26 protein-coding genes and 1 riboswitch are annotated in these 26106 nt (G+C 31.5%); of the genes, 3 read left to right on the forward strand and 23 right to left on the reverse strand.

Translation table 11 applies throughout. The features are described 5' to 3' along the window. Positions 1 to 83 precede the first annotated feature (83 nt). Positions 84 to 713, forward strand: coding sequence for a glycerol-3-phosphate 1-O-acyltransferase PlsY (plsY, locus tag HMPREF0520_RS05735; RefSeq protein WP_010222604.1), 630 nt, complete (start codon positions 84 to 86; stop codon positions 711 to 713). A gap of 32 nt (positions 714 to 745) precedes the next feature. On the opposite strand, the gene HMPREF0520_RS05740 is transcribed toward plsY, so the two are convergent. The 12 genes from HMPREF0520_RS05740 to HMPREF0520_RS05795 form a co-directional block, all read right to left on the reverse strand. Continuing rightward, positions 746 to 1636 carry an aldose 1-epimerase family protein gene (locus HMPREF0520_RS05740; protein ID WP_006729963.1) on the reverse strand — a complete coding sequence of 297 codons (891 nt, stop codon included), beginning with the start codon at positions 1634 to 1636 and terminating at the stop codon, positions 746 to 748. Between the two features lie 16 nt (positions 1637 to 1652). Next, a complete protein-coding gene (gene hslU / locus HMPREF0520_RS05745) occupies positions 1653 to 3068 on the reverse strand; it encodes an ATP-dependent protease ATPase subunit HslU (RefSeq protein ID WP_006729964.1) in 1416 nt (471 codons plus the stop codon). After that, the gene (hslV, locus tag HMPREF0520_RS05750; protein ID WP_006729965.1) at positions 3058 to 3582 is read right to left on the reverse strand and encodes an HslVU peptidase proteolytic subunit; all 525 of its coding nucleotides are present in this window, start codon (positions 3580 to 3582) and stop codon (positions 3058 to 3060) included. Before hslV ends, hslU begins: the two co-directional genes overlap by 11 nt. A 3-nt stretch (positions 3583 to 3585) precedes the next feature. Beyond that, on the reverse strand, positions 3586 to 4509 hold the full coding sequence (xerC, locus tag HMPREF0520_RS05755) for a tyrosine recombinase XerC (protein WP_006729966.1): 924 nt from the start codon (positions 4507 to 4509) through the stop codon (positions 3586 to 3588). Positions 4510 to 4511: 2 nt separating this feature from the next. Next, complete coding sequence (gene trmFO / locus HMPREF0520_RS05760; protein WP_006729967.1) at positions 4512 to 5825, reverse strand: methylenetetrahydrofolate--tRNA-(uracil(54)-C(5))-methyltransferase (FADH(2)-oxidizing) TrmFO; 1314 nt, start codon at positions 5823 to 5825, stop codon at positions 4512 to 4514. Positions 5826 to 5874: 49 nt separating this feature from the next. Further along, positions 5875 to 7962, reverse strand: a complete 2088-nt coding sequence (gene topA, locus HMPREF0520_RS05765) for a type I DNA topoisomerase (RefSeq protein WP_006729968.1) — start codon at positions 7960 to 7962, stop codon at positions 5875 to 5877. A gap of 69 nt (positions 7963 to 8031) precedes the next feature. Then, a complete protein-coding gene (gene dprA / locus HMPREF0520_RS05770; RefSeq protein ID WP_006729969.1) occupies positions 8032 to 8877 on the reverse strand; it encodes a DNA-processing protein DprA in 846 nt (281 codons plus the stop codon). A 48-nt stretch (positions 8878 to 8925) separates the two neighbouring features. Further along, positions 8926 to 9678, reverse strand: coding sequence for a ribonuclease HII (locus HMPREF0520_RS05775; protein ID WP_006729970.1), 753 nt, complete (start codon positions 9676 to 9678; stop codon positions 8926 to 8928). Further along, positions 9675 to 10514: a ribosome biogenesis GTPase YlqF gene (gene ylqF / locus HMPREF0520_RS05780; protein ID WP_006730880.1), complete on the reverse strand. Its 840-nt coding sequence runs from the start codon at positions 10512 to 10514 to the stop codon at positions 9675 to 9677. Before ylqF ends, HMPREF0520_RS05775 begins: the two co-directional genes overlap by 4 nt. A 218-nt stretch (positions 10515 to 10732) precedes the next feature. Then, a complete protein-coding gene (locus HMPREF0520_RS05785) occupies positions 10733 to 12115 on the reverse strand; it encodes a S41 family peptidase (protein ID WP_006729972.1) in 1383 nt (460 codons plus the stop codon). A gap of 4 nt (positions 12116 to 12119) precedes the next feature. Continuing rightward, a complete protein-coding gene (locus HMPREF0520_RS05790; RefSeq protein WP_006730873.1) occupies positions 12120 to 12347 on the reverse strand; it encodes a YozE family protein in 228 nt (75 codons plus the stop codon). Between the two features lie 8 nt (positions 12348 to 12355). Beyond that, positions 12356 to 13207, reverse strand: coding sequence for a DegV family protein (locus HMPREF0520_RS05795; RefSeq protein ID WP_006729974.1), 852 nt, complete (start codon positions 13205 to 13207; stop codon positions 12356 to 12358). A 126-nt stretch (positions 13208 to 13333) separates the two neighbouring features. On the opposite strand from HMPREF0520_RS05795, the gene trhA reads away from it, so the two are divergent. Then, on the forward strand, positions 13334 to 13999 hold the full coding sequence (trhA, locus tag HMPREF0520_RS05800) for a PAQR family membrane homeostasis protein TrhA (protein ID WP_006729975.1): 666 nt from the start codon (positions 13334 to 13336) through the stop codon (positions 13997 to 13999). Positions 14000 to 14096: 97 nt separating this feature from the next. Here trhA and HMPREF0520_RS05805 read toward each other — a convergent pair whose 3' ends face one another. Then, positions 14097 to 15290, reverse strand: a complete 1194-nt coding sequence (locus tag HMPREF0520_RS05805; RefSeq protein ID WP_006734094.1) for a CCA tRNA nucleotidyltransferase — start codon at positions 15288 to 15290, stop codon at positions 14097 to 14099. Between the two features lie 106 nt (positions 15291 to 15396). Between HMPREF0520_RS05805 and HMPREF0520_RS05810 the strand changes: the two genes are divergently transcribed. Continuing rightward, positions 15397 to 16338, forward strand: a complete 942-nt coding sequence (locus HMPREF0520_RS05810) for a YitT family protein (protein ID WP_006729977.1) — start codon at positions 15397 to 15399, stop codon at positions 16336 to 16338. 70 nt (positions 16339 to 16408) lie between these two features. Here the strand turns inward: HMPREF0520_RS05810 and HMPREF0520_RS05815 are convergent, their stop codons facing one another. The 10 genes from HMPREF0520_RS05815 to scpB form a co-directional block, all read right to left on the reverse strand. Beyond that, complete coding sequence (locus tag HMPREF0520_RS05815; protein ID WP_006729978.1) at positions 16409 to 17899, reverse strand: amidase family protein; 1491 nt, start codon at positions 17897 to 17899, stop codon at positions 16409 to 16411. A 43-nt stretch (positions 17900 to 17942) separates the two neighbouring features. Then, the gene (locus HMPREF0520_RS05820) at positions 17943 to 19199 is read right to left on the reverse strand and encodes a tetratricopeptide repeat protein (RefSeq protein WP_006729979.1); all 1257 of its coding nucleotides are present in this window, start codon (positions 19197 to 19199) and stop codon (positions 17943 to 17945) included. Between the two features lie 89 nt (positions 19200 to 19288). Then, on the reverse strand, positions 19289 to 19564 hold the full coding sequence (locus HMPREF0520_RS05825) for an HU family DNA-binding protein (RefSeq protein ID WP_006729980.1): 276 nt from the start codon (positions 19562 to 19564) through the stop codon (positions 19289 to 19291). Between the two features lie 145 nt (positions 19565 to 19709). After that, the gene (der, locus tag HMPREF0520_RS05830; RefSeq protein ID WP_006730871.1) at positions 19710 to 21017 is read right to left on the reverse strand and encodes a ribosome biogenesis GTPase Der; all 1308 of its coding nucleotides are present in this window, start codon (positions 21015 to 21017) and stop codon (positions 19710 to 19712) included. 68 nt (positions 21018 to 21085) lie between these two features. Beyond that, entirely contained in the window at positions 21086 to 22273 is a 1188-nt protein-coding gene (rpsA, locus tag HMPREF0520_RS05835; RefSeq protein ID WP_006729982.1) for a 30S ribosomal protein S1, read from the reverse strand. A 58-nt stretch (positions 22274 to 22331) separates the two neighbouring features. Further along, positions 22332 to 23000 carry a (d)CMP kinase gene (cmk, locus tag HMPREF0520_RS05840; RefSeq protein ID WP_006729983.1) on the reverse strand — a complete coding sequence of 223 codons (669 nt, stop codon included), beginning with the start codon at positions 22998 to 23000 and terminating at the stop codon, positions 22332 to 22334. Positions 23001 to 23087: 87 nt separating this feature from the next. Continuing rightward, complete coding sequence (locus HMPREF0520_RS05845; protein WP_006729984.1) at positions 23088 to 23681, reverse strand: ECF transporter S component; 594 nt, start codon at positions 23679 to 23681, stop codon at positions 23088 to 23090. Positions 23682 to 23764: 83 nt separating this feature from the next. Beyond that, positions 23765 to 23876, reverse strand: a riboswitch (FMN riboswitch). Positions 23877 to 23951: 75 nt separating this feature from the next. Further along, entirely contained in the window at positions 23952 to 24734 is a 783-nt protein-coding gene (locus tag HMPREF0520_RS05850; protein ID WP_006729985.1) for a hypothetical protein, read from the reverse strand. 66 nt (positions 24735 to 24800) lie between these two features. Next, complete coding sequence (locus tag HMPREF0520_RS05855; protein WP_006729986.1) at positions 24801 to 25520, reverse strand: pseudouridine synthase; 720 nt, start codon at positions 25518 to 25520, stop codon at positions 24801 to 24803. Positions 25521 to 25538: 18 nt separating this feature from the next. Next, on the reverse strand, positions 25539 to 26105 hold the full coding sequence (gene scpB / locus HMPREF0520_RS05860; RefSeq protein WP_006729987.1) for an SMC-Scp complex subunit ScpB: 567 nt from the start codon (positions 26103 to 26105) through the stop codon (positions 25539 to 25541). Between the last annotated feature and the right edge of the window lies 1 nt (position 26106).

Genomic DNA, 26106 nt, shown 5'->3' on the forward strand with positions numbered 1-26106 from the left:
CTCAATTAATTCTACACAATTTGGATAATTTTATAAATTTTGATAAAATAGTTTTATGTTTAATTGAGGTTGATGATAACATTATGTCTGTATTTAATTCTAATATTATATTATTTATTTTAGCATATTTATTAGGTTCATTTCCTAGTGGACTAATCGTTGGCCTAATATTCTTTAAAAAGGATATTAGAAACTTCGGATCAGGAAATATTGGTACAACAAATACATTTCGAATCTTAGGTCCTAAAGCAGGAATAGCTGTATTATTCGCAGATGTCTTTAAGGGATGGTTAGCAGTAAATCTGTTTAAACTATGCCATATCCATGTTGTAAATTTGGTTTTACTGATAACAGGTTTATTAGCAATTTTAGGTCACACATTCTCCATATTTTTAAAATTTAAAGGTGGAAAAGCTGTAGCAACAATAGCTGGTGTTTTGTTTGCATATAACTTTAATTTTGCTTTAGTATGTGCAACTATTTTTTTACCTATGATTTTTATCACTAGTTGCATTAGCTTATCTGCTCTAATATCTATTGTAATTATTTTTATTTTATCCTTTTTATTTCATGACATTTATTTATCTATATTATTAGGATTTCTGGTTTTACTAGTCTATATTAGACATAGATCTAATATTATCAGGTTAATAAATGGAAAAGAAAATATTATCCCCTTTGGATTATTTTATTGGTATAGAAAAATAAAATAAAAAATTCTACTGTTCATCAGTAGAATTTTTTATTATTTTGTTTCATCATGAAATGCCATTGAAAATCCATTACTCCACGTTTGACCGGCAGCAACTCTATTCATACCTATTTTATCTTCTAATTTACCATTAGTATCTTTGGTATCTGCAATTCCCCACCATGGCTCTATACAAATATAATCGGCTGTAACAGGATATTGTGACCATAACCCAACATAAGGTGCATTATCGATGTGAACATTAATATGGTAATTACTTTTATCTGTCTTAATTGACACTTTTGTAGGATGATTATCTAACTGAAAAATCCAAGCGTCCTTTTCAAAAAGTTGATCATTAATTTCAAATAAAGAATTAGTAGAAACAAGTGATCTGTTCTCCCAATCTAGTAAAGGAGCTTCCAAAGGAATTCTTACATGATCAATTGAAGGATCAAATTTAAAATAATAGTCTTCCTTTTTCAAACCTTGGTTAGTTGGTAAATTAAATCCAGGATGACCACCAACACCGAAAATCATTTCTTCACTACCTGTATTAGTGACGATAAAATCTTCCTTAATCAAATTGTTAACTAAACTGTATTTAACCCTAAATTCAAAATCAAAAGGGTACTGTTTTTTAGTCTCTTCATCAGACTTTAATAACAAAGTTATTGATGTATCGTCTTGTTGATCAAGCTCAAATTCCTTTTTATGAGCGAAACCATGTTGTCCCAAATGATATGTTTTATTCTTATAGGTATATTGATCATTCTTTAATCTACCTACTATCGGGAATAAAACAGGTGCGTGCTGTGGCCAAACTTCTTTTTTAGCAGTCCAAATATATTCACATTTGCTATTATTGTCAACAACACTCTGTATCTCAGCCCCTAAAGTTGATACAGTTAAAGTTAAAAAACTGTTTTTTAATTGATATTCCATTACATTAACACCCTCTTTATAATATGAATTTCGTTAAATCCTTATTAGTAATAATATCGCCCAGTTTTTTATCAACATACTGTTCTGTAACGGTGATTTCACCCTCTGACATATCAGGACCATCAAATAAAATATCTTCAAGTAGTTTTTCTAAAATTGTAGCTAATCTACGTGCACCAACATTGTCTGTTCCTTGGTTAACATCATAAGCTATTTTAGCTAGTTTACAAATGGCTTCTTGCGTGAAAATAAGATTTATACCATCAGTCTTCAATAATGATTCATATTGCTTCAACAAAGAGTTCTTTGAATCTTTTAAAATCCTAACAAAATCAGATTCTCTTAAAGGATTTAGTTCAACTCTGATAGGGAAACGTCCTTGTAATTCAGGAATTAAATCACTTGGTTTGCTTTCAGCAAAAGCTCCAGCAGCAATAAATAATATATGTTCAGTATTAACAGGTCCATACTTTGTTGAAACTATTGAACCCTCAACAATAGGCAAAATATCTCTTTGAACACCTTCACGAGAAACTTGACCAGTAGTATTTTTATCACCTGCCACTGTTTTATCTATTTCATCTATGAAAATAATACCATTTTGCTGAGCTTGTACAACAGCCTTTTGATATAAACTATCATAATTAATAAGTTTTTTTGCTTCCTCTTGAATTAAAAGTTCGCGTGCATCTTTAACAGATAGTGTCCTTCTAACGCGTTTTTTAGGCATCAAACCACCCATTAAACTAGACATATCCATTCCCATTTGCCCTATCATGTCGTTCATTTGATTAGCTTTAGTAGCGGATTCAACATAAAGTGTAACTTCATGATTTTCCAACAAACCTTTTTTAAGCTTATCTGCAACAGATGCTCTTTTATCTATAATTTGATCATCTAATTCTTCATCGTCTTCATCGTCATCTTCATCATCCAAAGTGTCGGAAAAAAAGTCAACCCATCTCTCTGAAGGATCATCCTCTTCCTCTTCATCTCCGAAACCTGGCACTAATAATTTTATCAATCGATCATTGGCATGTTCAGTTGCTTCAATTTTAACTCGATCAAACTCTGCTTGTTCTGATATTCGGACGGATTCTTCTACCAAATCACGTACCATTGATTCAACATTACGTCCAACATATCCAACTTCTGTAAATTTTGTTGCTTCTACTTTTACAAAAGGTGCATTAACAATCTTAGCTAACCTACGAGCAATTTCTGTTTTACCAACTCCTGTGGGTCCCGCCATTAAAATATTTTTAGGTGTAATTTCTTGTTGCAAATCTTTTGGCAATTGCAATCTACGATAACGATTATATAATGCAACTGCTACAGCTTTCTTGGCAGAATCTTGTCCAATTATATAATTATCTAATAACTCTACTATTTGTTTTGGGGTTTTTACCATATAATCTCTCCTAAATTTCATCACTAGTTATTTTATCGTCTGTAAATACATCTATTCCTGCTGCAATCAAAACTGCTTCTTTAGCTATGTCACAAGCATCCATATCAGAACTATGTCTAATCATTGCTAATGCTGCAGCTTGTGCATAATTGCCACCTGAGCCTATAGCTACTACATCTTCATCTGGTTCCAATACTTCACCATTACCAGAAATTAATAGTAGATCCTTATCATTAAATGCTATCATCATAGCTTGTAATTTAGCTAAGGTAGGATCTTTTCTCCAGCCTTGAGCCATCTCAACAGTAGACCTACGTAAATCTCCAGAATAAGTCTCTAGCTTACCCTCTAGCATATCTTGTAAACTTACTGCATCAGCAACACCGCCAGCAAAACCAACTACAACTTGGTTATGATATATACGGCGTACTTTTTTAGCAGTTGATTTCGCTATAACCTTTTCACCTAAAGTTACTTGACCATCTCCAGCAATTGCTATTTTTCCTTTATGTCTAACTGCACATATAGTTGTCATTTTTTATTTCGCCTCATTTTCTTTATTATCTCTAGGAAAATACTTATGATAAATATCACATAAATGTTGTTTAGTTACATGAGTATAAATCTGTGTTGTAGAAATAGATTCATGTCCTAATAATTCTTGAACAGTTCTCAAATCTGCACCATTATTCAGCATCTGCGTAGCAAATGTATGCCTCAACATATGTGGATGAACACTAGCAGATACACCAGCATTTAAAAAGATATTTTTAATAATATATTCTAGTCCTCGACTGGTTATCCTATTGCCATTAGAATTCAAAAAAACATATCCATAATCTGTTTTATGTAATAAAAGTTTTTTTCGAGCTTCCACAAGGTAGTTATTTAGAGCAGTCTTTGCTTCTTCTCCAAATGCAACATATCGATCCTTATTTCCTTTACCATGTACCAATATTAAATTCAATTCAAAATCAATTTGATCTAGTTTCAGGTTTGAAATTTCACTAACACGCATACCAGTTGCATAAAATAACTCTAACAAAGCCATATTACGCAAACCCAATGGCGTAGTCGTCGAAATAGATTTTAAAACCTTGACCATTTCGTCACTATACAAGAATTCAGGTAATTTTTTATGCTCTCCCCTTAAACTAATTAATTCTACAGGATTAACGGGAATTATATTTCTCTTATTAAGAAATCTGTAAAACGAACGTAAAGTTGAAATTTTTCGACTTTGGGTGCTACGCTTATCTTTTTTTTGTGCTAAATATTGTATAAAAATTTCAATATCTCTTGATGATAATTTTAGCCAATCAATAAAACCACCATTTTCAACAAAAAAGGTTCGTGCCTCTGACAAATCGTCCATATACGCCTTACAAGTATTAATACTATAATTTCGCTCATTTTTCAAATAATTATAATATAATTTCAAAAAATCATCTGCTTGTTTCAACTTTATAGCCCAACTTTATTTTTAAACTCGTTTAATTCATCTAATGCTATCTTAGATTGCATTAAATGTCTTTCTTGTTTGTTACGAATCTTTTTTTCCAACTGTGGCATCAGCGAATAAGATGCATTCATTGGTTGGAAATTTTTAGCTGATGTAGATGTAATATAATTTGCCATTGATCCTATTGCTGTATTTTTTGGAAAAACAATAGGTGATTCACCGATAGCACGCAACGAAGCATTAATTCCAGCTACTAATCCAGAACCTGCACTTTCAACATATCCTTCTACACCTGTCATCTGACCCGCAAAAAATAAATTCTTACACAATTTTGTTTCATAAGTAGAATTTAAAACTTCCGGACTAGAAATATATGTATTACGATGCATCTTTCCATATCGAACAAATACTGCATTGGCTAACCCAGGTATCAATGAAAATACTCTTTTCTGCTCACCAAATTTCAAATGCGTTTGAAAACCAACAATATTATACATTGAAGCAGAAGCATTATCTTGACGTAACTGTACCACAGCATAAGGTAATTTGCCTGTTTTTGGATCTTCTAACCCTACTGGTTTCAATGGGCCAAATAACATCGTTTTTTCTCCACGCTTTGCCATTACTTCAATAGGCATGCATCCTTCAAAAACATTATTTTTTTCAAACTCATGTAATTCAGCAGTCTCTGCAGTAATTAAATTGTTATAAAAATTAACAAACTGTTCTTTATCCATTGGACAGTTTAAATATGCAGCTTCGCCTTTATCATAGCGAGATTTTTTATAAACAATGTTATAATCTATCGATTCTGCAGTAATAATAGGAGCAGCAGCATCAAAGAAATGCAATGACTCACTACCACAAAATTCTTTTATTTTCGCTGCTAGCGAATCAGATGTTAGCGGACCTGTAGCAATAATATTAATTCCTTCTTTAGGAATATCCTTAATTTCCTCATTATGCACATGTACATTAGGCAATTCATTAATTATTTGCGTAATCTTTTTACTAAAACTATCTCGATCTACTGCCAAAGCACCACCGGCTGGAACAGCAGTTTCATCTGCTACTCTCATGATCAAAGAATCTAATTGTCGCATTTCTTCTTTTAATAAACCTACCGCATTAGACAACTGATTTGATCGCATAGAATTTGTACAAACTAACTCGGATAAATTGCCAGTTTCATGAGCAGGTGTCATTTTAACAGGTCTCATTTCATATAAGTCAACTTCAATTCCACGCTTAGCCAATTGCCAGGTTGCCTCACTACCAGCTAATCCGCCTCCAATAACCGTAACCTTTTCAGGCATAAACAAATCCTTTCTACCACTAATACCATATCAATCAAAAATCTGGCAACTAGTTACTTTCTTCTTGATCTTCCCTATAATCACCATTAGGACATAAAACAAGCAAGCCTTTTTTAGTTTTCTTTTGAACGAGAAAATGACCATCATTTGGGCAAGTTCTAGCAATAGGCTGATCCCATGAAACAAAATCACAATCAGGATAATTGGAACATCCGTAAAACTTGCGATTTTTTTTGGATTTTTTCTCAATAATATCGCCCTTACCACACTTGGGACAAACAACCCCAACTTTTTTAGTAATAGCTTGTGTATTCCTACAATCAGGGAATCTTGAACAAGCATAAAATTTACCATACCTACCTAATTTGATAACCATAGGTGCACCGCAAACTTCACAATCAAACTTAGCATCTTCATCTTTTATTTGAATTTTTTCCATTTGATCATCAGCTTTAGCTAATTCTTCGGAAAAAGGTTGATAATATGCATCAACAATCTTCACCCAATCTTTTTTTCCAACTTCCACACTATCAAGATCATTTTCCAGTTGTGCCGTAAAATCGACATTAACAATATCTGGGAAAAATTTCTCAATTAATTTATTAACTATCTCTCCCAATTCTGTAGGAACAATAGATCTTCCTTCTAATTTTACATAATACCGTTTTTGAATAGTATCTATAGTTGGTGCATACGTAGATGGTCGGCCAACACCATTCTCCTCTAACGTATGAACCAAACTAGCTTCAGTATACCTTGCAGGAGGTTGCGTAAAATGCTGATCTGTTGACATTTTAACTAAATCTACTAACTCTCCTTCTACTAATTCAGGCAAATCTTTGTTTTTTTCGGAATTGGAGTCATAAACTTTAGTAAAACCTGAAAATTTCAATTTAGAACCAGTAGTTCTAAATGTAACATCATTTTGAACTATATCAGCTCTTACGGTATCATAAATTGCTGCATTCATCTGGCTAGCAATAAATCTAGACCATATCAAATTATACAAACGATACTCTTCTGGTGTAAGATAATCTTTTATAGATTCAGGTGTTCTAAAAGCAGAAGTTGGTCTAATAGCTTCATGTGCATCCTGTGCATCCCCATCATTTTTGAAATTTTTAGGATTATGTGCAGCAAAAGCATCCCCAAATTCACTTTTAATAAAATCAGCTGCTTCCTGTTTAGCAACGTTAGCAATACGTTTTGAATCAGTTCTCATATAGGTAATTAATCCTACACTACCTTTACCCAAATTAATTCCTTCATAAAGTGATTGAGCAATTCGCATAGTTCTATGTGTTCGATAACCCAATCTTTTATTTGCTTCTTGTTGCATTGTTGAAGTAGTAAATGGTGCGGCTGCTTGCCTCTTGCGTTCTTTTTTGATCACTTGAGTAACTTCAAAAGGCTGTTTTTTGTCAATTTTAGCTAAAATTTTTTTAACATCATCATTATTGTTCAAATCAATTTTTTTACCAGCTAATCCATAAAAATCACCATTGAACGTTGATTTTTGCTCAGCTTTTTTGAAAGTTGAAGAAATAGTCCAATACTCTTGAGGAACAAAATTAAGAATTTCCTTTTCTCTATCAATTACCAATTTTAATGCAATGGATTGAACTCGTCCTGCTGATAAGCCTTTTTTAACTTTTGACCATAAAATAGGAGATATAGAATACCCTACAAGTCTGTCTAAAACACGTCTAGCTTGCTGGGCATCTACAATATTCATATCAATAGCCCTGGGTTCTTTAAAAGCAGCTTTAACAGCATCTTTAGTAATTTCATTAAATGCTACACGATTCATATCCTTGGGATCTAACCCTAAAATATGTGAAATATGCCAAGCAATCGCTTCACCTTCACGATCGGGGTCAGAAGCCAGATATACATTTTTAGCTTTTTTGGCTTCAGCTTTTAATTCCTTAATTGTAGAACCTTTTCCTCTGATAGAAATATATTTGGGTTCATAATCATTATCAATATCAACGCCCATTTGAGACTTAGGTAAATCACGTACATGACCCTTAGAGGCAATAACATGATAATTACGTCCTAAATATTTTTCAATTGTCTTAGCTTTGTGCGGTGATTCAACTATCACCAAATTCTTCTTTACTTTAGCAGTAGGCATACTCCTAATTGACCTTCCCTTAATTATATTCTATAAACTATAAATTACCAGAAAACTATTTCTTGTCAACTATATAGTATCATCCAAAAAATAATCAATAACTGGTACAGCACCAGCAGCAATTAATTCGTTTGGTCCTTCAGATAAATTACTATTTATAGGTCCTGGAACAGCAAAAATATTACGATTAGCTTCTAAACCTAAATTAGCAGTTATCAAAGAGCCGGATTTCTTTCGTGCCTCTGTTACTAAAATATTTTCACTCAAACCAGCTAATATCCTATTTCTTTCTGGAAATCTAAATGGTAAAGGCGGTGTATCTGGCAAATATTCACTTAATACTAGTCCCTTTCGAAAAATTTCTTGTTGGAGACCTTCATTTTGATGAGGGTAAAAATAATTAAGTCCATTACCTATTACAGCAATAGTATCTCCGTGATTAGCTAAAGTTAATCGATGAGCTAATTCATCAACTCCTTTGGCCAATCCACTAGCAATTACCCAACCATCTTGTATTATATTTGGTATTAATCTCTGCAATACCTGATCACTATACTTAGTAGGTGTCCGAGAGCCTACTATAACAGTAATTCTCCTCTGCAATAAATCTAAATTACCTCTAGCAAATAAAACTAAAGGTGGATTATATATTTCTTTTAAGCATTCAGGATATATATCATCAAATATAGTTATAACATCACATTGACTACAAATTTTATCTATTAATTTAGAATAATTTTCATTATCAAACGCAGATAAAACAAGACCTCTTAATTCAAAATCAATATTTAATTCATTAATTAGTTGATATGTTATTTCCTTTTCTGAACTAAGTTGAAAAAGAATCTTATACATATTTTTATAGCCAATCTTTTTTTGCAACTTTAGTCGTAAACACAATTCTTTAATATTCATAAAAACCCCTTAAAATATTTACGCTAAAAAGTGGAGTTTTCATTTATATTATCTATAAGAACTAACTGGTTCAAAACTGAAACGATGGATAGGTGTAGGACCATATTGTTTTAATGCAGACAAATGTTTGGCAGTACCATAACCAGCATTATGAGCAAAATCGTATTCCGGATAAAGCTCACCATACGCATCCATCAAACGATCACGAAAAACTTTAGCTACAATACTTGCTGCTGCAATAGAATTTGACTTACTGTCTCCTCTAATCAATTTTAGTTGTGGTAAATCTATAGGGACATCCATAGCATCTACCAATAAAGCATCAGGTTTTACCTTCAATCCTTTAACTGCACGTGCCATAGCTACCCTATCCGCTTCGTATATATTGATTTTATCAATTAAATCGTTATTAGCTAGACCAACGCTCACACACACTGCCTTGTCTAAAATCATTGGAAATAATTCATTACGTTTTTTAGGTGTTAATTTTTTAGAATCATTAACATCTATCAAATCGAAATTTTTATCCAAAATAACAGCAGCTGTCACAACTGGACCAGCTAAAGGTCCTCTACCAACTTCGTCTACACCAGCAACTAATTTTTTTTGACACCAAAATTCTTTTTCATAAGAAAATCTTGTTTCAAATTCTAAAAATGCCTTTTCTTTTTTAGCCTTTTGCATTTTGTAACTTTTAACTAAACGTTGGACGCCTTTTCTGGAATCATTCTCTAATTTTATTAAAAGATCAGTAGACACATCACCAGAAGACAACAATGTTTTTATTTCATCAATTGTCATGGTAAATCAAAAGTTATCCTCCCTATTTTGCCTTTACGTAGACGTTGCAAAAAGAAAATTGAAAAACGTTCATAATCATCACGCATCCCAAATAGCTGTGTCATAGCTAGCAACAAATCAATATCATTTATTTTTTCTATTTTTTCGGCACTAGTTTTACAAAAATCAACTAATAAATTTAAATATTGTTCTCTTAAGTATTTTAAAACAAAAATTGATACATCATCAGCATGAAATACACTATCTTTAATAGCACCACAAGCAGCTAATTTTAACCCTATATTTCTATCATCAAATTTTGGCCATAAAATACCAGGAGTATCTAATATTTGAATATTTGTATCTGTCTTTAACCAATTTTGCCCCCTAGTAACACCAGGTTTATCACCTACAATAGTTGCATTTCTACCAACCAATCGATTAATAATAGTTGATTTACCGCAGTTTGGAATTCCAGCTATAGCAACTTTAATCACAGGTTCTTTAGCTCCCTTGGCTATAATTTTATCTACCTTATCTTTTGTAGCAATTTTAATCAATTTAATCAAACCAGACATATTATTACTATGCTGTGCATCCATAGGTAAAACAAGTATTCCTTGTTTCTGAAAAAACTTCACCCATGCTTTGGTCTTAATTGCATCAGCTAAATCTGCTTTATTCAAAATTATTATGTGAGCCTTATTAGCAATCAATTTGCTAATCATGGGATTTTTGGAAGACATCGGCAATCTTGCATCTAAGACTTCAATTATGACGTCAATTAAATCTAATTTATCTTCTAATTGATTTTTTGCCTTATTCATATGACCTGGATACCACTGAATATTAGCCATTATCATTCTCCTTTCATAATAAGTATAAAACTAATTTATTACACAAGATTTTATTTTATTTAAATTAAATCAAAAAATAAATGACTACCATAAAAAATAGTCGAACATTGGATATTATATCATTTATTTTTTACTTTGTCTTTTATTAAGCATTATAGCTAACGCAACTTAATTATATTATAAAAGAATCTCAAGTAAGCCCTTTACTTTAATGGAAATTAAAAATCAATTGATAACGCTTTGGATACAGTCACATCATCATTATAAAATTTATTATATGCTGCTACATAAAGAGCATATCTAATATCTTTATTCACTATTCCAGTAACTTTAAGATTATTGTCTTTTTGAAACATTTTAACTGAATTCAAGGTAGCATTGTCATACACACCAGTTAAATTATTAGATAAGTAACCTAATGCCATTAAATATTTTTGCAAAATTGCAATATCCAACCCCATCATATTGTATTTTAGCAAGGTATTAGTTTGAAATTTAGGTAGATTTTCAATATCAGAAACAGGTGTCTCATAAGTAGGCTTAATACCACGCTTATTAATCCATTTTCCTCTAGGTGTCAGCCATTTGGCGATAGTAAACTTATACTCAACATTATCATCGACTCCAACTTGTTGTACTGTACCCTTACCAAAACTATGTTGACCAACAGTAACAGCACATTGATTATCCACTAAAGCTGCAGTAAAAATCTCACTAGCACTGGCTGTATGCTGGTTAATTATAATTATCGGTTTTAATTTTGTTCTAAAGTTATTCGATAATTTTTTATTTGAACGAATAATTTGGTGCTCATTTCTACCTTCATATTTCATTATAATTTTTCCATATGGTACAAAATATGCCGCACAAGTCATAGCCTGCTCCATAATACCACCTGGATTATTACGCAAATCAATAATTAGTTTTTTTGAATGTAATACTTTTGCATTCTTAAGTGCTTCCCTTAGATCTTTAGCTGTATTAACATCAAATTGTGATATAGCAATGATTGTAGCTGAACCTTTTTGTCTAACTGATACTGTAGATTGCTTGATATTGGCTCTAACTACAGTTACATCAATTTTTTTATTATTACGTATCAAAGTTAGAGTAACTTTAGTTCCTATTTTGCCTCTAATCATTTTGGATAATTCCATGAAATTTCTAGCATCTACACTTTTACCATTGACGCCAATAAGTTCATCATTGACCTTAATATGAGCCTTAAAAGCAGGTGTATCACGTAACACTGAGCAAATAACTATTTTATTATGAAAAACTTGCATCTCTACTCCAATGCCACCAAAGCTATTACCAGTCAAAACACCATTAATTTGCTTTAAATGATTGCCTTCTAATTTTTGTGAATATGGATCACTTAAACTATTAAGCATTCCGTCAATTGCACCAGATATCAATCTTTTATCGGAGATATCACAATAGTATGTTTTCTTTAATTTTTGATAAAAATTATTTATTTTACCCAAAGGCGATTTTTGCTGATAAATAGTCATTGCACTGTATGTAGATATACATCCCAGAAAAATTCCTATTAATCCTACAATAAACAAATACTTATATTCAGATAGCTTTTTTTTCATAAAATTACATCATCTTTTCCTGATACATTTGATAAGCCCGATCAAAAATAGTCATACTAACCAGATAGGTTGCATTAAATTCCAAATATTCCGATAATTTTTCATAATCCTGCTCTTGTCTAGGAAAACTACTGTCAAATTCCGCATTATTGGCAAATTGCACTACTTCATCAGTAGAATTATGATCTCGCAAGGTCATTAAAAACCTATAAAAACTTTCCCGATATGGCATACACATACCTACTCAGTATAATAAATAATTGCAATAGCACCACTACCAGCATGCGAACTTATTATCGGACTAGTAATATTACTTAAAACATTAATATCTGAATTAATTAAATGTATCCTCTCAGCAATTTCTGCTGCAATATCAGGAGTATCAACGTAAGATATACCCACTTCAGAAATTTGATTTTTATTTGCCTCGATATCTGCTAATACCCTTTCTTCAAAATCTTTAAAGAATTTTTTTCCACGACCTTTTTTATATACAGATAATTTTCCATCTGTCATCTGCAAAACTAATTTAATATTTAACAATGTTGCAATCTTACCGGAAATAGAGCCCAATCTTCCACCCTTGATTAAATTATCTAAATTAGACACCATCATTTCCAAATGCTGATTTTTCTTAATAGTTTCAATATGCAATTTTATTTCTTGTAAATTCTTACCTGCTATAAGATCTTTAGCAGCAGCTAACACTTGTAGCCCTAATGCACGGTCAGTCAAGCCTGAATCAATAATAGTAATATTATCACCAAGATTCAGCAAATCAGCTGCTTGTTTAGCAGCGGAAATAGTGCCACTTAAACTTTGAGTTAAAAAAATACCAAGTATATGACTACCATCAGATGCTAAGTCCTTAAAGACATCTTCAAATAATCCAATAGAAGGTTGACTTGTTTTAGGTAGTTCATCCGCAGATAACATTTTCTTTACAAAGTCTTCTCTACTGATGTCAACACCATCAGTGTACGTCTTATCAGAAAAAGTTATTGATAGTGGAACTATATGGATATCATATTTATTAATTTCATCTATTGTCAATTGAGCAGAGGAATCTGTAACTATTTTTATTTTTTTCATCTAAGGTCCTTCATTTCGTAACATAAAATGTATTTATGTCAATATATTATGTTAAAATTTATCTATCGATATAACTATTAGTATATCAAAAAAAAAGATTTTAAGTGAGAAAGGTGGAATAATTTTATGACCTTCAAAAAACTATGGGAGGAACCTAAAAACGTATCAACAAAATACTTTATTTTAAATAATGTTTTTAGTGCAATAACTCACTGTATAGGTTTTGGATTAGCAATTGCAGGATTAGTCATTTTAATAATACGATCAGCAAGTACAGGTAATGCGATAAGAGTTGTCTCATTTACTATTTTTGGTACTAGTTTAGTCATCTTATATTTATTTTCTACTTTATATCACAGTCTAGTATTTACTAAAGCAAAAAGAATTTTTCAAATATTTGATCACTCTTCAATTTTCATTTTAATTGCTGGTTCTTATACACCATATGCATTAGTAATGATCGGTGGCTTTAAAGGCTGGCTTTTATTTGGAATTATCTATACGCTAGCAGTAATCGGAATTTTATTTTGTATATTTAACAAGGGTAAGCGACCATTAGGCGAGATAATTTTATATATCGCTATGGGATGGACAGCATTGACATTTGGTAATACGATTTTCCCTCTACTTGGAAAAAGTGGATTTTTACTTCTATTGTCAGGCGGTCTTGCTTATACTATAGGTGCTTTATTGTACACAATGAAAAGAATTCCATATATTCATGTCATATGGCACTTATTCGTCATATTAGGTTCGGCATTAATATATTTTTCAATCCTATTATATGTTTGATTTAAGCTATAAATGAAAAAAACTTGATCAGCTATGAGTGACTCTCCTTATAATCATAAGGTTGAGATAACATCACTACATGCTTTTCAAGCTTTTTTTATTTATTATTCAAGAAAACATCTATTGCAGAAATATTATTTTCTAATTTTCTTTCTAAAATTGCTTTCTTTATTTCAATTAATAACTCTCCTATCCTAGGTCCAGCAGGTATTCCTTTTTTCAATAAGTAATTACCATCTATTACTAATTCTGATTCATTTTTCAATGGTAATGCTTCATATCTATCTATTATAGCTTGACTATTAACGGGTTGACCTAAGATATTAGACAAATCAAGCGTTTGCATAATAGTATCTAAATTAGTACTAAATAATTCATAATTTGACGGAATACGATAACTAAGTAAATCAAAGAAAGTCACTATATCATAAACGCAGTGCTCCATGGCATTAGAATTTTTCCAAGCACGCATAAATTTAGCTATTTCATTATTAGGTAGCTTTAATAAAATAATTATAGTTGCCCAAAATGTTTCCTCCGTAACAGGAGAAAAATTCAATTTAGAAAAAACACTTAGCTGTTCTTTCTTATGTTCTAAATATGGTACTTCATTATACAATTCTGTATCTAAAAAGACTTCAAAAGCACGCTTACTAGACTTACCGACACCCATTTTAACAAATTCATCACGAATGCGTTCAATGGAAATTTTACTCAGCAATTCATGATTATCAAAAATTGCTTTTTTGGTATCCAAATCTAATTCAAAACCTAATTGGCTCATGAATCTAACAGCCCGCATCATTCTCAGTGCATCTTCATGAAATCTATTTTCGGCTTTACCTACAGCTTTAATATTATGAACAACTAAGTCATTCAAGCCATAAAAATGATCTATGATTTTGCCTTCTGCATCCATAGCTAATGCGTTAATAGTAAAGTCTCTACGCTTTAAATCTTCAGATAAATTTTGGACAAAAGTAACCTTATCAGGTCTACGATAATCTTGATAACCAGATTCAGTCCTAAAAGTAGTTATTTCATAGCTTTGACCTTCATATAAAACTGTAACTGTACCATGTTTAATACCAGTATCTATTGTTTTCTCAAAAATTTGTTTAATTTCTTCAGGATATGCACTTGTTGCTATATCAATATCATGAATATGCCGATTAAGCAAAAGATCGCGAACACATCCACCAACAAAATATGCTTCATAACCCACCTTATTTATTTTATTTAAAATAGGTAAGGCTGCTTTAAAAACATTAGGTAATTCAGTAATATTCATTATTGACTTCCTTTCATAATCACTATTAAATTTTACCAGATTTAAGGCTAAATTTGGTAAAATAAGATAATAACTATTAGTTTTAGAAAGGAAATGATATATATTCATGAATTTTTTGCAAAATAATTCAAAAACAAATTTTTCAAAATCCATTATTAAATCTATTTTAAATACTAAAACCATAAAAGATTTATTCTTCATTGCACTTGGTGCTTCTATCTATGCATTTAGCCTTGATGCGATAAATATCAAAAATCAATTAGCAGACGGTGGTATAAGTGGTGTAACATTATTACTACGATATTGGTTTAAAATCAATCCTGGCATTTCTACCCTTGTTCTCAACATTCCATTAATCATTATTGGTTATAAGTATATGGGACGAAGAATGTTGATATTAACTATCTGGGGAACATCCTGCCTATCTTTTTTCCTAAATTTTTGGCTACATACGCCTTTTATTCATCAAATAAACTTAGATCATGATCTTTTTTTAGCTGGATTATTAACAGGATTGTTATCTGGTCTAGGTATTGGAATTGTATTTAAATTTGGTGGTACTACTGGTGGAACGGATATTATTGCCAGAATATTAGAACTAAAATTAGGTATTCCAATTGGTAAAACATTATTAGGACTAGACGTTTTAGTACTTGGTATTTCATTATCATACTTAGATACCAAACATATGCTATATACATTAGTAGGTAGCTACTTCTTAGCTAAAATCGCTGATTATGTTCAAGAAGGCTCTTATGCAGCTAAAGGTGTAATCATTATTTCAGATAAATATTTAAATATAGCTAAAATGATAAATTTAAACCTAGACAGAGGTTATACATATTTATTAGCTGAAGGTGGATATCAAAATGACACCAAAAAAATTATATATTGCGTTGTCTCACCACGTGAACTTTCTAATTTAAAGTCTATAGTTCTTAATGAGGATAAAAAAGCCTTTGTTTCAATTATTGATGTTCATGAAACATTGGGAGAAGGTTTCACTTACTTACGGAAGAAAAATAATATATTTCAACAATTCAAATAAAATAAAGTAAAAAATACTAACCATGTAGGTTAGTATTTTTTTGCAATTAATGCCTTCTTATACCTTTTTATCACAATGAAACTATGTGCGTTTTTAATAATCCATGTTCTTCAAAATCTTTAGCTACTTGCAACAAACGATATTCATTACCTTTTAAAGATGAAATTTGTACTCCTATAGGTAGACCATTAATCGTTTCATAAACTGGTAAACTTATTGCAGGATCTCCAGTCAAATTCATTAATTGTGTAAAAGGCGTCCACCTATAAGTATTATCAAAAGCTTGTATAGCCACATCACGTTGTTCCCTAATAGACATGCTTTGAAGATTTGATAATAAATTTTTAAGTGTCTGAGGCAAAGCACACTCTGTTTGTTTTGGAGCAACACTTATTGTAGTAGGTGTCAAAAATAGGTCATAATTTTGATAAAATTTAGCATTTTGCTCTATCAATATATCTTGATCTTTAAGCATACCGCTATATTCATAAGCAGAAATTTGTGGTCCTATCTTATAAGATAGCCAAGCAAGATCACCTAAATCTTTGCATAATACCCTATCACTCTGATCTTTAAAATTAGCTAAGTTTCGTCCTGTTTCTACTAAACACGTTATATAGTAAAAATGAAATAGTTTTACTATATCAATAGCTGGAGCATCCTCTATTACTTCATGCCCCATCACTTTCAAATAAGAGACTATACTTTTGATGGCTTTAATAGCATCGCTTGACGTAGGCTCATCAGACAAACTTTGAACACTATAAGCAATCTTTAAAGGTTTAGTTAACGATTGGATTTTTTCTTCTTTTATAGTCGGTAAACTACACATTGCATAAGGACTATAAACTGATGCATTTTTTAACATGGTAAATACATCTCTCACAGACTTAGCTAAGGCAAACTGTGTAGATAAACTATTAAAGCCCCGATAAATACCGGGGCCTGAAGCAATGCGTCCCCTTGAAGGTTTTAAACCAATAAGGCCAGTGTATCCTGCTGGAACACGAATGGATCCTCCAGCATCACTACCCATTGCAATAGGTACTATACCTGCTTTAACTGCAGCTGCTGCCCCTCCACTTGAACCACCAGGATTACGAGTTATATCTTGAGGCAAGCAAACTGCACCAAAAGCATTAGAATCAGCAACAGTCTTTAATCCAAATTCTGAAACATTGCTACGTCCTATTGGTATAAAACCCATCTCTAAAACTTTTTGTACATAAGCATCTGTGCGTGAGCTCACTTTATCACGCATCAAGGCACAGCCATTAGACGTTACTGTCCCTTCCCAAAATTCTGTCAAATCTTTTAATAAAGTAGGAACGCCATAAAAAGGTGGCAACTTTTGTCGCTCATCCTCTGTTAAATACTGTAATTGCCGATCCATCTTTTTTGCTTGACATAAGGCCTTATCAAACCAAGTAATTGTCATACAATTTAATATAGGTTGAAGTTTAATGGCATTGTCGATAGCATATTCCACTAATTTTAAACAACTTATTTTTTTATTTTTAACAAGGTCTGCATAATATGTCGCATCTTCTGTAAATAACATATAGCCTCCCTTTAATTAATAACTCTCTTTTTTAGATTTGATATTATAATTCAGTTAACAAATCTTGCATTTCAATATCTTCAGGCACCATCTCAATATATTTTTTCAAAACTAATTTAAAGTCATGAGTATCTCCTATTTCATGGAAGAATAAAGCCAATTGACGCAAAAAGTCAGCATTATTTTTAAAATTTGGATAAGCTAACAAAAATTGCTCTTTGGCCTTTTGATAATTTTCAGTCCTTTGATATGATATAGCTAAATTCCAAATCAATTGTGGATCGTGTTGATTATCATTATCATTATCATGAGACAATAATAATATATTGTTCTTATCTTGATTGGTTATGATATATAGATTGGATAAATCTAATTTTAAATCATCATTATTAGGTAATATATCAACACCTTTTTCTAAAATTTGCTGTGCCTGATCATAATCCTTCAAAGATAAAGCTGCTTTAGACCCAATTCTATATAAAGAAATATCATATTCGTTATAACTAATGCCTGCATTAGCAACGTCAAGTGCCTTATTTAATTCACCAATATTAAAATATGCCTTTGCTAAATTTGGATATACATTAACATAATCGGGTTGACTATCAATAACTGCCTGAAACAATTTTATAGCCTGCTTCCAATTGCTAGTAGCCATCATAATTAATCCAGCATCATATTGGCTATCAATATTTAGTAAACTATCCATATTATTTTGTATGACTTCAGCTGCTTCTTCATATTTCCCCATCTTAGCTAAACATGACATAATTCTTTGAGAAATTGCAACCTCACCAAAGGTTTTGTTACCTTGATCTAATAATTCCTGATAATATTGCATAGCACTATCATATGAACCTTTTAAGTAATTAATTTCAGCACAGCCAAAAATAATAGCTGGTTCATCTTTTCGCAATGCTAATGCCTGCTTTAATTTGTCTTCAGCCACATCAAAACATCCATTTGTTTGATAATAATCTGCCTGAGCTAATAAGCTTTCAATATAACCACTACTATTAGGTTTAATATCATATAGTAATTGTAATCCTTGGTCCTCATCACCATCATTTAATAATATTTCTGCTAAATAAACCTTAAATACACCTTCATCTGGGAATGTTTTAATTAAATGCATATATACTGTTTTAGCTAAATCTGTAAAGCCAAAACCTAATAAATTTTCCGCCAAATCTATTAATACATTATTATCATCATTCTGCAAAGCTTTTTTCAATAGAATATTATTATTTGAAAAATTATGTTTCTGTATCTCATCTAATAATTTTTCTGAATATGACATATAAATTCACCCGTTTAATATATTTAAAATTAATAACAAAAACATCAGACCATAAAAGATCTGATGTTTTAAATTGAAGGAAAATCCAATTATTTAACTGCTTCCTTAAGAGCCTTACCAGGCTTAAATGCAGGAACTTTAGAAGCTGGAATTTCAATTTCAGCTCCTGTTTGAGGATTACGTCCTTTACGTGCAGCACGCTCACGTACTTCAAAAGTACCGAACCCAATCAATTGAACTTTTTCATCTTTAGATAAAGTCTCTTTTACAAAGTTAAAAACTAAATCTACAGCATCAGCTGCTTCTTTTTTACTTAACTTAGTATTTGATGCTACCAAAGAAACCAAGTCAGCTTTATTTGCCATTTGCTTTCACCTCCTGAAATTGAACTTCATTTAAAAGTTCAAAAATTCATCTCCAAACGGGATAAATGAAGAATGACGAAAAATAAACATCATGCCCCTGCATTTAAAAATAGCATATAAAGAGCATAACGACAAGCTTTTTTTCCTATTTTCTTTTTCTAGCCAATATTTTAATGGGAGTTCCTTCAAAATTAAAATTCTGTCTCATTTGATTAATCAAAAAACGTTTATATGAAAAGTGTAATAGTTCAGGATCATTAACAAAAACAACAAATGTAGGTGGAACAACAGCTACTTGCGTCATATAATATATTCTTAATCGTTTACCATTTACTAATGGCGTAGGCGTAATTCTAGTTGCATCTAATAATAAATCATTTAAAACACTGGATTGAATTCTTCTTTGTTGATTTTCTTTAACATTTTTAACTAAAGAAACAATATCTTCAATTCTTTGTCCCGTTTTAGCTGAAACAAATACAATTGGAGCATAATCTAAATATTGAAATTCTTGTCTAATAACCTTAACAAAATCTTGCATGCTTGTGGTGGTCTTAGAAGGCACATCCCATTTATTAACAGCAATAATTACGCCTTTTCCAGCATCATGTGCATATCCAGCAATATGTTTATCTTGTTCTATAATACCTACACTAGCATCTATAACGATAATTGCAACATCACTTTGTTCTATAGCAGATATAGACCTCATAACTGAATATTTTTCAACTTTTTCATATACCTTACCTTTACGTCTTATTCCGGCTGTATCAACAATGGTATACTTTTGACCATCTTTTTCAAAAATAGTATCAATAGCATCTCTCGTTGTACCTTCCATGTCAGCCACAATAACCCGATTTTCACCTAAAATAGAATTAACTATAGAAGATTTACCCACATTAGGTCGTCCAATGATGCTAAAACGTATATTATTATCATCATCAGTCGTATTATTTCCATTGAATTTTGAAACAATAGCATCCAAAAGATCACCTAATCCCGTACCATGACTACCCGATACTGGAATCGGATCGCCTAATCCTAAAGAATAAAAGTCATATATATCATTTCTTTGTTCTGGATTATCAGCTTTATTAATAGCTAGTATTATCGGTTTCTTAGCTTTATATAAAATTTTAGCAATGGTTTCATCCAAATTAGTCACATGTCCAGTAACATCACTTAACATGACAATTACATCAGCTTCATTGATCGCAATCTCTGCTTGAGTCTTAATTTGCTCTTCAATTACATTATCTTCAAAAGTAATACCACCAGTATCTACTAAGACAAATTGCTTACCCATCCATTGAGCATTAGCATAAATTCTATCTCTAGTAACACCTGGTTGATCCTCTACAATAGCTACACGTGAATTTATAATTCGATTAAAAATCGTTGATTTTCCTACATTAGGTCTACCAACCAAAGCTACTACAGGTAAAGACATATTATCTCCTCCTTTTAACAAAAAAAAGAACTGAAATACATCAGCTCTATTTTAATGGTAAATAAGACCTAATCCTTCAATTGATCTCCAATAAGATCTCCTAAAGCAAATCCATTATCACCATCACTCATATACTTTTTAGCAACATTATCCTCATGACGTGGACGAGATTCATTACTCTTATTATCTGATTCAGTTTGCTTAATTGAAAGAGAAATTCTCTTATCACTAGGATCGATACCTAATACTTTAACCTTAACAGTTTGACCAACCTTCAAGAAATCACTAGGCTTTTCAACACGCTTATTGGAAATTTCTGAAACATGTACCAATCCTTGAATTCCACTAGCAACTTCTATAAAAGCACCGAAAGAAGTCAAAGATTTAACTTCTCCATCAATAACATCGCCTTCATGTAACTCAGAAGTTGCTTCTTCAAACGGAGATGGTAAAGTTTGCTTAATTGAAAGGGAGATTCGACGTCTATCATCATCAATGCCAATAACTTTTACTTTAACTTCTTGGCCAACTTTCAAAACATCACTTGGCTTATCAATATGCTTGTATGAAATTTCTGAAATATGAACCAAACCATCTACACCACCAACATTGATGAATGCACCAAACCCTGTTAAACGTGATACTTTACCTTCTATAGTATCACCTACTACTAATTGATTAGCAACAGATTCAAAAGCCTCTTCACGTTCTTCTTCAATTAAATCTTTTCTAGAAAGAATCAATCGGTTCTTATTAGGATCAATTTCTGTAATCTTTAAGTTCATCTTCTTACCGATATATGGCTTAAGATCAGAAACATAACGATTAGAAATAAGGGATGCAGGTAAAAATCCACGAGTTCCAACATCTACCAACAAACCGCCACGTACGGCACCTGTTACAACACCTTCTACAGTGTTACCCTCAGCATAAACTTTCTCAAGTTCAGAATATGCTTCTCTTTCTTTCAATCGTGTAACAGAGAAGAAGAACTCACCATTTTCTTTATCACCGCCAGCTTTTCTAAGAACTAAAGCTTTAAACTTATCACCTGGCTTAACCAAGCTTTGCAAATTGGCATTACGATCTGCAGTGAATTCACGCTTGATGATAATACCTTCTACACCTTCATTAACAACACCAACAGTAAGTTGACCGTCTTCCACATTTAGAACTTCCACTTCTACAATGCTTCCAACTTCAACTCCTTGCATTTGCTTCAACGCATCTAAGAATTGATTACTATTATCTGACATATTTACCTCCCAATATCATCTTCCATTTTATAGGAAAACGAATGTTTTTTCTACACTTTTATTTATTTTTTTTATTTTTTTTAATTATTTGGGTCAACTTGTTAACAACTTGATCAATAGACATATCTGTCGTGTCAACCTGATATGCATCTTCAGCCTTTCTTAAAGGAGATATTTGCCTATGCATATCCTTATAATCTCTATCTGCAATATCTTTCTCAATATCAGTTAGATTTTGATTAATGCCCTTTTCTTTAAAATCCAAATATCTTCTTTTAGCTCTAGAAGCTACACTGGCAATCAAAAATATCTTAACATCAGCATTAGGCAAGACTGTAGTTCCAATATCTCTACCATCCATAATTATATTATTCTCACCAGCAATTTTTCGTTGAATTTCTACCATTTTCTTTCTAATTTCTGATAATGCTGAAACTTGCGATACATTTGCAGTTATCTCCGGAGTTCTAATATCAAAAGAGACATCTTTATCATTGATATAAACTCTTTGATCATCATTTATATTTTTAAAAGATATAATATTATTATTTAAAGCTTTCAAAATTCCACTTTGATCATCATATGCTAAGTGATTTTGTTTAGCGACTAAAGTACATGCACGATACATTGCACCTGTGTCTAAATAAATATATCCCATATTCTTAGCTATTATTTTAGCTACTGTACTTTTTCCTGCAGATGCAGGTCCATCAATTGCTACTTGCATTAACTAAAACACCTCATGTTATTATCTAGTTACTGATTTTAACATAAATATATGGAAAAATATTACAATTTTAAAAACAAGTTATCATTAACAATTTTTTTCTATAAACTTTTGCAAAGTAGGTATTATTTTGTTGGATAATATCAAAAATAATATACCATTAATAATTCCCTTTATAAGATTAAATGGAGCTATTAAAAATAATATGTAAGCCATTAAATCATTTATTCTAAAATTAACCAGTTGCATATACAAAGGAAGCAAAACATAGTAATTAATTATTGACATTGATATTGTCAACCCACATGTACCTAAAAGAATACCTATGATTTTATGCTTTAACATGTACATTTTATTTTTAGACCAACAATATATGGGAAAAATATAGCATAAACTCGCTACTAAAGCTGCTATTTGACCTAATAATGCTATTAAATTAAATCCCCCTATTATTAAACATAATATCCCCCTAACAATAGCTACTGTAGATCCTACAATAGGATTAAATACGAAAAATGAAACCATAATAATAATGTCTGAACAATCAAGTTTCAAAAATGATGCCCCAGGAATGATCGGAATAGATATTTGCATAACTATAAAGGAAAAAACTCCTAACATCATCGACAATAATAGTATTTTCAATTCATTAATATTATTAACTTTTTGATATCGCTTCATAAAAAAAACCTCCTAAATAATAAAAAGTCCGTCGTCCAAAGAACAACAGACTTTAATTACATATACTAAGTAGGTAAAAAAATGTCTGTCTTCTTTCATCTAGACTATACTATCGGTATCCTTGTGGATTCTGCTAAAAAGCTCGCGGACTGATTTACCGCCGGTCAGGAATTTCACCTTGCCCTGAAGACAACATACTTTTTTTATTATAATAATATATATTTCAACAAATGTAAATTAAAAGTGTGCAGATGTACTGCACACTTTCGATTATTTCTTATTTTCAGAAGACTTTTCTTTCGACTCTTTTTCCGTATTAGATGATTTAGCACTATCTGACTTTTTATCATTTGCATTGGATTTCTTATCATCTTTTGCTTTGTCATCTTTTTTACTACCATTATCTTTGCCTTTTTCAGATCCTTTGTCGGCTTTTTCATTAGATTTTGGTTTTTCATCCTTTTTACTACCATTATCTTTGCCTTTTTCAGATCCCTTGTCGACTTTATGCTCGACCTTGGCCTTAGAAGTTGCAGCCTTACTATGACTAGCCTTAGCACTCACACCTTTATGTTGATTTACATGAGTAGTTTTAGTAGATGCAGCTGAACTATTACTGTTATGACTACTATCTTGGGTATTATTAGATGCTGTAGTGGTTGAACTGTCATTACTTTTTTCATTAGATGAATCGTCACTAGACGAATCATCCTTATCTGCATCATCATCATCATCAGACTTTTTCTCGTGTTTTTTCTTTTTATGACTGTCTTTTGAGTCACGGTTATGCACCAATTCCGACTTTTGACTATCATTATCAGAACGTGATGTAAAATGTGCTATAACTAAAGGAACACACACCAAAAATAATAAAACTAATGTAGCTAAGACCAATATACTGCGTCTTTTACTTTTTCTCTTAGCAACTGTAGATGAAGGAACAGATCGTATTCTGCGTTTAGTATTTCCTGCCGATGAAGTTTTCTGCACACTACCTCGAGGAGTACTTGGTCTTTCATAATGTTTAATAGGTTCTTCTGAGTCTTTATTCATAATAATATCTCCTATATAGACTTAATCTCCCTTATATTTTAACACATACAAAAAATATATATGAAATTAATTTTCACTATGTTTTAATTTGTTAATTTCTTCATGTGTCAACTCTCTATATTCACCCGAAATCAATGATTTCAAAGTTAGAAAAGCATAACGTTCACGTGATAATTTATCAACCAAATGATTAACTGCTTTAAACATATTTTTTACTTGATGATAATGACCTTCATGAATAGTCAACTGAACCAACTGAATATTGCGATTCTTATCTGTTTTAATGATTTTGACTTTAGCTGGTGCTGTCTTCCTACCATCAATTGTTACACCATGTTTTAAATCATATATCTCACTAGCAGTTAAAAAGCCGCTAATTTTAGCTACATAAACTTTTTCAATTTCATTTTTAGGATGCATCAAACGGTTAGCAAGTTCACCATCATTAGTCATTAATAACAAGCCAGATGTATCATAATCCAACCGCCCTACTGGATATAATCTATAAGGTAAATCTTTAAAAAAATCGGTTACTGTTTTTCGACCCTTATTATCACTTACAGTTGATACAACATTACGTGGTTTATACAAAAGATACGTATGTAACTGTTCTTTATGGATAGGAACTCCATTAACTTCAATTTTATCGTTATCGTCCACTTTAGTTCCCAATGTCGTAACAAGATTTCCATTTACTGTAACTTGGCCCGAGGTAATAAGTATTTCAGCCTTTCTTCTTGATGCTATTCCTGCTTCAGCAATAACTTTTTGCAATCTTAATTTCATATTTACTCCTCTTATTAATTAAATATCGTCACTATTATTAAATAGTTCTACTTGTTGACTATCTATAACTGAATCTGAAAAACTTTCTATCAAAGGCAGATCGTCTAAAGATTGATAACCAAAATATTGCAAAAAATATTCAGTAGTAACATACAAATTTGGATGCCCTGCTACTTCTTTCTTGCCACTGATTTCGACTAATCCTCGCCATATTAATGTTTGAATTGCACCTGCAGAATTAACACCACGAATATCATCAATCTCAATTCTTGTGATTGGTTGTCTATATGCAACAATAGATAAAACTTCTAAAGCCGATTGACTAAGGTTTTTATTTAAATCTTTTTGGAAATATCTACCTACAATGTCTGAACACGAATTTTTTGTTACTAATTTTATAACATCATTAACCCTTAAGATACTCAACCCACAATCGTGATCATCTTCTAATTTATCTTTGGTCTTTTTTATTATCTCATGTAATTGCAAAGCAGGAATATCTAATAATTGCGATAACTGATCTTCTGTAATACCTTCATCTCCTGCTAAATACAATATTGCTTCTAATTGTGCCTCTTTACTCATT

This window comes from Lactobacillus iners DSM 13335, assembly GCF_000160875.1.
GTDB classification, from domain to species: domain Bacteria; phylum Bacillota; class Bacilli; order Lactobacillales; family Lactobacillaceae; genus Lactobacillus; species Lactobacillus iners.

Bases quoted from the DNA above. Each gene is read 5' to 3' on its own strand.
- HMPREF0520_RS05805 (WP_006734094.1), bottom strand. From the start codon at position 15,290: ATGAATATTACTGAATTACCTAATGTTTTTAAAGCAGCCTTACCTATT.
- HMPREF0520_RS05825 (WP_006729980.1), bottom strand. From the start codon at position 19,564: ATGGCAAATAAAGCTGACTTGGTTTCTTTGGTAGCATCAAATACTAAG.
- topA (WP_006729968.1), bottom strand. From the start codon at position 7,962: ATGCCTACTGCTAAAGTAAAGAAGAATTTGGTGATAGTTGAATCACCG.
- HMPREF0520_RS05775 (WP_006729970.1), bottom strand. From the start codon at position 9,678: ATGACAATTGATGAAATAAAAACATTGTTGTCTTCTGGTGATGTGTCT.
- hslU (WP_006729964.1), bottom strand. From the start codon at position 3,068: ATGAAATTTAGGAGAGATTATATGGTAAAAACCCCAAAACAAATAGTA.
- trmFO (WP_006729967.1), bottom strand. From the start codon at position 5,825: ATGCCTGAAAAGGTTACGGTTATTGGAGGCGGATTAGCTGGTAGTGAG.
- scpB (WP_006729987.1), bottom strand. From the start codon at position 26,105: ATGAGTAAAGAGGCACAATTAGAAGCAATATTGTATTTAGCAGGAGAT.
- ylqF (WP_006730880.1), bottom strand. From the start codon at position 10,514: ATGGCTAATATTCAGTGGTATCCAGGTCATATGAATAAGGCAAAAAAT.
- HMPREF0520_RS05795 (WP_006729974.1), bottom strand. From the start codon at position 13,207: ATGAAAAAAATAAAAATAGTTACAGATTCCTCTGCTCAATTGACAATA.
- plsY (WP_010222604.1), top strand. From the start codon at position 84: ATGTCTGTATTTAATTCTAATATTATATTATTTATTTTAGCATATTTA.
- HMPREF0520_RS05815 (WP_006729978.1), bottom strand. From the start codon at position 17,899: ATGTTATTTACAGAAGATGCGACATATTATGCAGACCTTGTTAAAAAT.
- dprA (WP_006729969.1), bottom strand. From the start codon at position 8,877: ATGAATATTAAAGAATTGTGTTTACGACTAAAGTTGCAAAAAAAGATT.
- HMPREF0520_RS05845 (WP_006729984.1), bottom strand. From the start codon at position 23,681: ATGAAGCGATATCAAAAAGTTAATAATATTAATGAATTGAAAATACTA.
- cmk (WP_006729983.1), bottom strand. From the start codon at position 23,000: ATGCAAGTAGCAATTGATGGACCTGCATCTGCAGGAAAAAGTACAGTA.
- trhA (WP_006729975.1), top strand. From the start codon at position 13,334: ATGACCTTCAAAAAACTATGGGAGGAACCTAAAAACGTATCAACAAAA.
- HMPREF0520_RS05850 (WP_006729985.1), bottom strand. From the start codon at position 24,734: ATGAATAAAGACTCAGAAGAACCTATTAAACATTATGAAAGACCAAGT.
- hslV (WP_006729965.1), bottom strand. From the start codon at position 3,582: ATGACAACTATATGTGCAGTTAGACATAAAGGAAAAATAGCAATTGCT.
- HMPREF0520_RS05740 (WP_006729963.1), bottom strand. From the start codon at position 1,636: ATGGAATATCAATTAAAAAACAGTTTTTTAACTTTAACTGTATCAACT.
- rpsA (WP_006729982.1), bottom strand. From the start codon at position 22,273: ATGTCAGATAATAGTAATCAATTCTTAGATGCGTTGAAGCAAATGCAA.
- HMPREF0520_RS05820 (WP_006729979.1), bottom strand. From the start codon at position 19,199: ATGTCATATTCAGAAAAATTATTAGATGAGATACAGAAACATAATTTT.
- HMPREF0520_RS05855 (WP_006729986.1), bottom strand. From the start codon at position 25,520: ATGAAATTAAGATTGCAAAAAGTTATTGCTGAAGCAGGAATAGCATCA.
- der (WP_006730871.1), bottom strand. From the start codon at position 21,017: ATGTCTTTACCTGTAGTAGCTTTGGTTGGTAGACCTAATGTAGGAAAA.
- HMPREF0520_RS05810 (WP_006729977.1), top strand. From the start codon at position 15,397: ATGAATTTTTTGCAAAATAATTCAAAAACAAATTTTTCAAAATCCATT.
- HMPREF0520_RS05790 (WP_006730873.1), bottom strand. From the start codon at position 12,347: ATGCCATATCGGGAAAGTTTTTATAGGTTTTTAATGACCTTGCGAGAT.
- HMPREF0520_RS05785 (WP_006729972.1), bottom strand. From the start codon at position 12,115: ATGAAAAAAAAGCTATCTGAATATAAGTATTTGTTTATTGTAGGATTA.